Source organism: Peribacillus sp. TH16 (assembly GCF_016651095.1).
GTDB lineage: Bacteria > Bacillota > Bacilli > Bacillales > DSM-1321 > Peribacillus > Peribacillus butanolivorans.
Genome location: NZ_JAEKEM010000011.1, coordinates 281,327 through 290,055 on the forward strand (window position 1 = coordinate 281,327; position 8,729 = coordinate 290,055).

Consider the following 8,729-nt stretch of genomic DNA (forward strand, 5'->3'; position numbering starts at 1 on the left):
TTTGAATGAGTAATTCATTCAGATTCGAAAGATCTCATCACGTAGTGATGGAATTCTTTCTTCTTTGTTCCTTGAAAACTAGATAATAGATAGAAGGCAATTAATTTTTTCAAAGCATCAGTAAGATCTTTTTTAACGGTTAAGTTAGAAAGGGCGCACGGTGGATGCCTTGGCACTAGGAGCCGATGAAGGACGGGACTAACACCGATATGCTTCGGGGAGCTGTAAGTAAGCTTTGATCCGGAGATTTCCGAATGGGGAAACCCACTGTTCGTAATGGAACAGTATCTTTACCTGAATACATAGGGTACTGAAGGCAGACCCGGGGAACTGAAACATCTAAGTACCCGGAGGAAGAGAAAGCAAATGCGATTTCCTGAGTAGCGGCGAGCGAAACGGAATTAGCCCAAACCAAGAGGCTTGCCTCTTGGGGTTGTAGGACACTCAACATGGAGTTACAAAGGAACGGGGTAAATGAAGTGATCTGGAAAGGTCCGTCAAAGAAGGTAAAAACCCTGTAGTTGAAACTTCGTTCCCTCCTGAGTGGATCCTGAGTACGGCGGGACACGAGAAATCCCGTCGGAAGCAGGGAGGACCATCTCCCAAGGCTAAATACTACCTAGTGACCGATAGTGAACCAGTACCGTGAGGGAAAGGTGAAAAGCACCCCGGAAGGGGAGTGAAATAGATCCTGAAACCGTGTGCCTACAAGTAGTCAAAGCCCGTTAATGGGTAATGGCGTGCCTTTTGTAGAATGAACCGGCGAGTTACGATTTCATGCGAGGTTAAGTTGATAAGACGGAGCCGCAGCGAAAGCGAGTCTGAATAGGGCGAATGAGTATGAGGTCGTAGACCCGAAACCAGGTGATCTACCCATGTCCAGGGTGAAGTTCAGGTAACACTGAATGGAGGCCCGAACCCACGCACGTTGAAAAGTGCGGGGATGAGGTGTGGGTAGCGGAGAAATTCCAATCGAACCTGGAGATAGCTGGTTCTCTCCGAAATAGCTTTAGGGCTAGCCTCAAGATGAGAGTATTGGAGGTAGAGCACTGATTGGACTAGGGGCCCCCAACGGGTTACCGAATTCAGTCAAACTCCGAATGCCAAATACTTATTCTTGGGAGTCAGACTGCGAGTGATAAGATCCGTAGTCGAAAGGGAAACAGCCCAGACCACCAGCTAAGGTCCCAAAGTATACGTTAAGTGGAAAAGGATGTGGAGTTGCTTAGACAACCAGGATGTTGGCTCAGAAGCAGCCATCATTTAAAGAGTGCGTAATAGCTCACTGGTCGAGTGACTCCGCGCCGAAAATGTACCGGGGCTAAACGTATCACCGAAGCTGTGGATTGACACCGTATGGTGTCGATGGTAGGAGAGCGTTCTAAGGGCGTTGAAGTCAGACCGGAAGGACTGGTGGAGCGCTTAGAAGTGAGAATGCCGGTATGAGTAGCGAAAGAAGGGTGAGAATCCCTTCCACCGAATGCCTAAGGTTTCCTGAGGAAGGCTCGTCCGCTCAGGGTTAGTCGGGACCTAAGCCGAGGCCGAAAGGCGTAGGCGATGGACAACAGGTTGATATTCCTGTACCACCTATACATCGTTTGAACGATGGGGGGACGCAGAAGGATAGGGTAAGCGCGCTGTTGGATATGCGCGTCCAAGCAGTTAGGCCGGAAACGAGGCAAATCCCGTTTCCATTAAGGCGGAGCTGTGATGGCGAGGGAAATATAGTACCGAAGTTCCTGATTCCACGCTGCCAAGAAAAGCCTCTAGTGAGATGTAAGGTGCCCGTACCGCAAACCGACACAGGTAGGCGAGGAGAGAATCCTAAGGTGTGCGAGAGAACTCTCGTTAAGGAACTCGGCAAAATGACCCCGTAACTTCGGGAGAAGGGGTGCTTTTAGGGTGAATAGCCCAGAAAAGCCGCAGTGAATAGGCCCAGGCGACTGTTTAGCAAAAACACAGGTCTCTGCGAAGCCGCAAGGCGAAGTATAGGGGCTGACACCGCCCGGTGCTGGAAGGTTAAGGGGAGAGGTTAGCGCAAGCGAAGCTTTGAACCGAAGCCCCAGTAAACGGCGGCCGTAACTATAACGGTCCTAAGGTAGCGAAATTCCTTGTCGGGTAAGTTCCGACCCGCACGAAAGGTGTAACGATCTGGGCACTGTCTCAACGAGAGACTCGGTGAAATTATAGTACCTGTGAAGATGCAGGTTACCCGCGACAGGACGGAAAGACCCCGTGGAGCTTTACTGCAGCCTGATATTGAATTTTGGTACAGCTTGTACAGGATAGGTAGGAGCCTGAGAAGCCGGAGCGCTAGCTTCGGTGGAGGCGTTGGTGGGATACTACCCTGGCTGTATTGAAATTCTAACCCGCGCCCCTTATCGGGGTGGGAGACAGTGTCAGGTGGGCAGTTTGACTGGGGCGGTCGCCTCCTAAAGAGTAACGGAGGCGCCCAAAGGTTCCCTCAGAATGGTTGGAAATCATTCGTAGAGTGTAAAGGCACAAGGGAGCTTGACTGCGAGACCTACAAGTCGAGCAGGGACGAAAGTCGGGCTTAGTGATCCGGTGGTTCCGCATGGAAGGGCCATCGCTCAACGGATAAAAGCTACCCCGGGGATAACAGGCTTATCTCCCCCAAGAGTCCACATCGACGGGGAGGTTTGGCACCTCGATGTCGGCTCATCGCATCCTGGGGCTGTAGTCGGTCCCAAGGGTTGGGCTGTTCGCCCATTAAAGCGGTACGCGAGCTGGGTTCAGAACGTCGTGAGACAGTTCGGTCCCTATCCGTCGCGGGCGCAGGAAATTTGAGAGGAGCTGTCCTTAGTACGAGAGGACCGGGATGGACGCACCGCTGGTGTACCAGTTGTCTTGCCAAAGGCATAGCTGGGTAGCTACGTGCGGACGGGATAAGTGCTGAAAGCATCTAAGCATGAAGCCCCCCTCGAGATGAGATTTCCCATAGCGCAAGCTAGTAAGATCCCTGAAAGATGATCAGGTTGATAGGTCAGAGGTGGAAGCGTGGCGACATGTGGAGCTGACTGATACTAATAGATCGAGGACTTAACCACGCTTTAAAAAATGAAATACCTTCTTATTATCTAGTTTTGAAGGAACAACGTTCCTTTGTTGTTTGGTGACGATAGCGAAGAGGTCACACCCGTTCCCATTCCGAACACGGCAGTTAAGCTCTTCAGCGCCGATGGTAGTTGGGGGTTTCCCCCTGTGAGAGTAGGACGCCGCCAAGCCAATTTGAAAAGATCAGCCATTCTGGCTGGTCTTTTTTTGCGTTTATATAATTTGAAAAGAGTATCTAGCAAAAAAATAAAGACTTTTATAAGGTCAGAATACAAGTAGGTATCATAAGGGCACGACTAGCTTACCTCAGTAGCAGTCAAATGAAACTTAATAAGAAGGCTTTTTATTGATCTTGTTTCTGAAAAGTTTAACTTAACACGATAGATAAACACTTTTACGAACCTAATATAGGTATTGATTCTTCTTAATAAGGGGCATTCTAAATGGAGCTTAAAATAAAAATGAATTTTTATATATAATGTGTTGACTTTAAGGTAGGAAAGGATTAATATAAATAAGCACCAAGTACGACAAACAAAAAACTTCATCCACTTTTGGTAGATTACTAAAAGAAATAATAACTATTGACTTCTTATTATAAAAATGTTAAGATGAAATGGTCGCTGAAAAACACAGTGATTTAAAATAAGTTAAAAACTTCGCAGAAGTTGACAACTAATCAATAGCGTGTTATGATGAATAAACAAGTTGTTCGAAAGAACGACGACAAAATTGCTCTTTGAAAACTGAACAAAACAAAGCGCCAACGTTAATTTTTAAGTGAGCACACACTATCAAAAAGCAAAATGAGCAAGTCAAACATTTCTTCGGAGAGTTTGATCCTGGCTCAGGACGAACGCTGGCGGCGTGCCTAATACATGCAAGTCGAGCGAATCGATGGGAGCTTGCTCCCTGAGATTAGCGGCGGACGGGTGAGTAACACGTGGGCAACCTGCCTATAAGACTGGGATAACTTCGGGAAACCGGAGCTAATACCGGATACGTTCTTTTCTCGCATGAGAGAAGATGGAAAGACGGTTTCGGCTGTCACTTATAGATGGGCCCGCGGCGCATTAGCTAGTTGGTGAGGTAATGGCTCACCAAGGCGACGATGCGTAGCCGACCTGAGAGGGTGATCGGCCACACTGGGACTGAGACACGGCCCAGACTCCTACGGGAGGCAGCAGTAGGGAATCTTCCGCAATGGACGAAAGTCTGACGGAGCAACGCCGCGTGAACGAAGAAGGCCTTCGGGTCGTAAAGTTCTGTTGTTAGGGAAGAACAAGTACCAGAGTAACTGCTGGTACCTTGACGGTACCTAACCAGAAAGCCACGGCTAACTACGTGCCAGCAGCCGCGGTAATACGTAGGTGGCAAGCGTTGTCCGGAATTATTGGGCGTAAAGCGCGCGCATAGTGGTTCCTTAAGTCTGATGTGAAAGCCCACGGCTCAACCGTGGAGGGTCATTGGAAACTGGGGAACTTGAGTGCAGAAGAGGAAAGTGGAATTCCAAGTGTAGCGGTGAAATGCGTAGAGATTTGGAGGAACACCAGTGGCGAAGGCGACTTTCTGGTCTGTAACTGACACTGAGGCGCGAAAGCGTGGGGAGCAAACAGGATTAGATACCCTGGTAGTCCACGCCGTAAACGATGAGTGCTAAGTGTTAGAGGGTTTCCGCCCTTTAGTGCTGCAGCTAACGCATTAAGCACTCCGCCTGGGGAGTACGGCCGCAAGGCTGAAACTCAAAGGAATTGACGGGGGCCCGCACAAGCGGTGGAGCATGTGGTTTAATTCGAAGCAACGCGAAGAACCTTACCAGGTCTTGACATCCTCTGACAACCCTAGAGATAGGGCGTTCCCCTTCGGGGGACAGAGTGACAGGTGGTGCATGGTTGTCGTCAGCTCGTGTCGTGAGATGTTGGGTTAAGTCCCGCAACGAGCGCAACCCTTGATCTTAGTTGCCAGCATTCAGTTGGGCACTCTAAGGTGACTGCCGGTGACAAACCGGAGGAAGGTGGGGATGACGTCAAATCATCATGCCCCTTATGACCTGGGCTACACACGTGCTACAATGGATGGTACAAAGGGCTGCAAACCTGCGAAGGTAAGCGAATCCCATAAAGCCATTCTCAGTTCGGATTGTAGGCTGCAACTCGCCTACATGAAGCCGGAATCGCTAGTAATCGCGGATCAGCATGCCGCGGTGAATACGTTCCCGGGCCTTGTACACACCGCCCGTCACACCACGAGAGTTTGTAACACCCGAAGTCGGTGAGGTAACCTTTATGGAGCCAGCCGCCTAAGGTGGGACAGATGATTGGGGTGAAGTCGTAACAAGGTAGCCGTATCGGAAGGTGCGGCTGGATCACCTCCTTTCTAAGGATAAATACGAGAGCGCTTTTGTTTTGTTCAGTTTTGAATGAGTAATTCATTCAGATTCGAAAGATCTCATCACGTAGTGATGGAATTCTTTCTTCTTTGTTCCTTGAAAACTAGATAATAGATAGAAGGCAATTAATTTTTTCAAAGCATCAGTAAGATCTTTTTTAACGGTTAAGTTAGAAAGGGCGCACGGTGGATGCCTTGGCACTAGGAGCCGATGAAGGACGGGACTAACACCGATATGCTTCGGGGAGCTGTAAGTAAGCTTTGATCCGGAGATTTCCGAATGGGGAAACCCACTGTTCGTAATGGAACAGTATCTTTACCTGAATACATAGGGTACTGAAGGCAGACCCGGGGAACTGAAACATCTAAGTACCCGGAGGAAGAGAAAGCAAATGCGATTTCCTGAGTAGCGGCGAGCGAAACGGAATTAGCCCAAACCAAGAGGCTTGCCTCTTGGGGTTGTAGGACACTCAACATGGAGTTACAAAGGAACGGGGTAAATGAAGTGATCTGGAAAGGTCCGTCAAAGAAGGTAAAAACCCTGTAGTTGAAACTTCGTTCCCTCCTGAGTGGATCCTGAGTACGGCGGGACACGAGAAATCCCGTCGGAAGCAGGGAGGACCATCTCCCAAGGCTAAATACTACCTAGTGACCGATAGTGAACCAGTACCGTGAGGGAAAGGTGAAAAGCACCCCGGAAGGGGAGTGAAATAGATCCTGAAACCGTGTGCCTACAAGTAGTCAAAGCCCGTTAATGGGTAATGGCGTGCCTTTTGTAGAATGAACCGGCGAGTTACGATTTCATGCGAGGTTAAGTTGATAAGACGGAGCCGCAGCGAAAGCGAGTCTGAATAGGGCGAATGAGTATGAGGTCGTAGACCCGAAACCAGGTGATCTACCCATGTCCAGGGTGAAGTTCAGGTAACACTGAATGGAGGCCCGAACCCACGCACGTTGAAAAGTGCGGGGATGAGGTGTGGGTAGCGGAGAAATTCCAATCGAACCTGGAGATAGCTGGTTCTCTCCGAAATAGCTTTAGGGCTAGCCTCAAGATGAGAGTATTGGAGGTAGAGCACTGATTGGACTAGGGGCCCCCAACGGGTTACCGAATTCAGTCAAACTCCGAATGCCAAATACTTATTCTTGGGAGTCAGACTGCGAGTGATAAGATCCGTAGTCGAAAGGGAAACAGCCCAGACCACCAGCTAAGGTCCCAAAGTATACGTTAAGTGGAAAAGGATGTGGAGTTGCTTAGACAACCAGGATGTTGGCTCAGAAGCAGCCATCATTTAAAGAGTGCGTAATAGCTCACTGGTCGAGTGACTCCGCGCCGAAAATGTACCGGGGCTAAACGTATCACCGAAGCTGTGGATTGACACCGTATGGTGTCGATGGTAGGAGAGCGTTCTAAGGGCGTTGAAGTCAGACCGGAAGGACTGGTGGAGCGCTTAGAAGTGAGAATGCCGGTATGAGTAGCGAAAGAAGGGTGAGAATCCCTTCCACCGAATGCCTAAGGTTTCCTGAGGAAGGCTCGTCCGCTCAGGGTTAGTCGGGACCTAAGCCGAGGCCGAAAGGCGTAGGCGATGGACAACAGGTTGATATTCCTGTACCACCTATACATCGTTTGAACGATGGGGGGACGCAGAAGGATAGGGTAAGCGCGCTGTTGGATATGCGCGTCCAAGCAGTTAGGCCGGAAACGAGGCAAATCCCGTTTCCATTAAGGCGGAGCTGTGATGGCGAGGGAAATATAGTACCGAAGTTCCTGATTCCACGCTGCCAAGAAAAGCCTCTAGTGAGATGTAAGGTGCCCGTACCGCAAACCGACACAGGTAGGCGAGGAGAGAATCCTAAGGTGTGCGAGAGAACTCTCGTTAAGGAACTCGGCAAAATGACCCCGTAACTTCGGGAGAAGGGGTGCTTTTTAGGGTGAATAGCCCAGAAAAGCCGCAGTGAATAGGCCCAGGCGACTGTTTAGCAAAAACACAGGTCTCTGCGAAGCCGCAAGGCGAAGTATAGGGGCTGACACCGCCCGGTGCTGGAAGGTTAAGGGGAGAGGTTAGCGCAAGCGAAGCTTTGAACCGAAGCCCCAGTAAACGGCGGCCGTAACTATAACGGTCCTAAGGTAGCGAAATTCCTTGTCGGGTAAGTTCCGACCCGCACGAAAGGTGTAACGATCTGGGCACTGTCTCAACGAGAGACTCGGTGAAATTATAGTACCTGTGAAGATGCAGGTTACCCGCGACAGGACGGAAAGACCCCGTGGAGCTTTACTGCAGCCTGATATTGAATTTTGGTACAGCTTGTACAGGATAGGTAGGAGCCTGAGAAGCCGGAGCGCTAGCTTCGGTGGAGGCGTTGGTGGGATACTACCCTGGCTGTATTGAAATTCTAACCCGCGCCCCTTATCGGGGTGGGAGACAGTGTCAGGTGGGCAGTTTGACTGGGGCGGTCGCCTCCTAAAGAGTAACGGAGGCGCCCAAAGGTTCCCTCAGAATGGTTGGAAATCATTCGTAGAGTGTAAAGGCACAAGGGAGCTTGACTGCGAGACCTACAAGTCGAGCAGGGACGAAAGTCGGGCTTAGTGATCCGGTGGTTCCGCATGGAAGGGCCATCGCTCAACGGATAAAAGCTACCCCGGGGATAACAGGCTTATCTCCCCCAAGAGTCCACATCGACGGGGAGGTTTGGCACCTCGATGTCGGCTCATCGCATCCTGGGGCTGTAGTCGGTCCCAAGGGTTGGGCTGTTCGCCCATTAAAGCGGTACGCGAGCTGGGTTCAGAACGTCGTGAGACAGTTCGGTCCCTATCCGTCGCGGGCGCAGGAAATTTGAGAGGAGCTGTCCTTAGTACGAGAGGACCGGGATGGACGCACCGCTGGTGTACCAGTTGTCTTGCCAAAGGCATAGCTGGGTAGCTACGTGCGGACGGGATAAGTGCTGAAAGCATCTAAGCATGAAGCCCCCCTCGAGATGAGATTTCCCATAGCGCAAGCTAGTAAGATCCCTGAAAGATGATCAGGTTGATAGGTCAGAGGTGGAAGCGTGGCGACATGTGGAGCTGACTGATACTAATAGATCGAGGACTTAACCACGCTTTAAAAAATGAAATACCTTCTTATTATCTAGTTTTGAAGGAACAACGTTCCTTTGTTGTTTGGTGACGATAGCGAAGAGGTCACACCCGTTCCCATTCCGAACACGGCAGTTAAGCTCTTCAGCGCCGATGGTAGTTGGGGGTTTCCCCTGTGAGAGTAGGACGCCGC

At 50.2% G+C, this 8,729-nt stretch carries 5 rRNA genes; all 5 read left to right on the plus strand.

Annotation, left to right across the window (positions count from 1 at the left end):
• Window positions 1-137 precede the first annotated feature (137 nt).
• A 23S ribosomal RNA gene (locus JFV29_RS29930) occupies window positions 138-3,068 on the plus strand.
• A gap of 61 nt (window positions 3,069-3,129) precedes the next feature.
• Window positions 3,130-3,245, plus strand: a 5S ribosomal RNA gene (gene rrf / locus JFV29_RS29935).
• A 654-nt stretch (window positions 3,246-3,899) separates the two neighbouring features.
• Window positions 3,900-5,451, plus strand: a 16S ribosomal RNA gene (locus JFV29_RS29940).
• Window positions 5,452-5,626: 175 nt separating this feature from the next.
• A 23S ribosomal RNA gene (locus JFV29_RS29945) occupies window positions 5,627-8,558 on the plus strand.
• Window positions 8,559-8,619: 61 nt separating this feature from the next.
• Window positions 8,620-8,729 (plus strand): 5S ribosomal RNA (gene rrf, locus JFV29_RS29950); the annotation flags it as partial.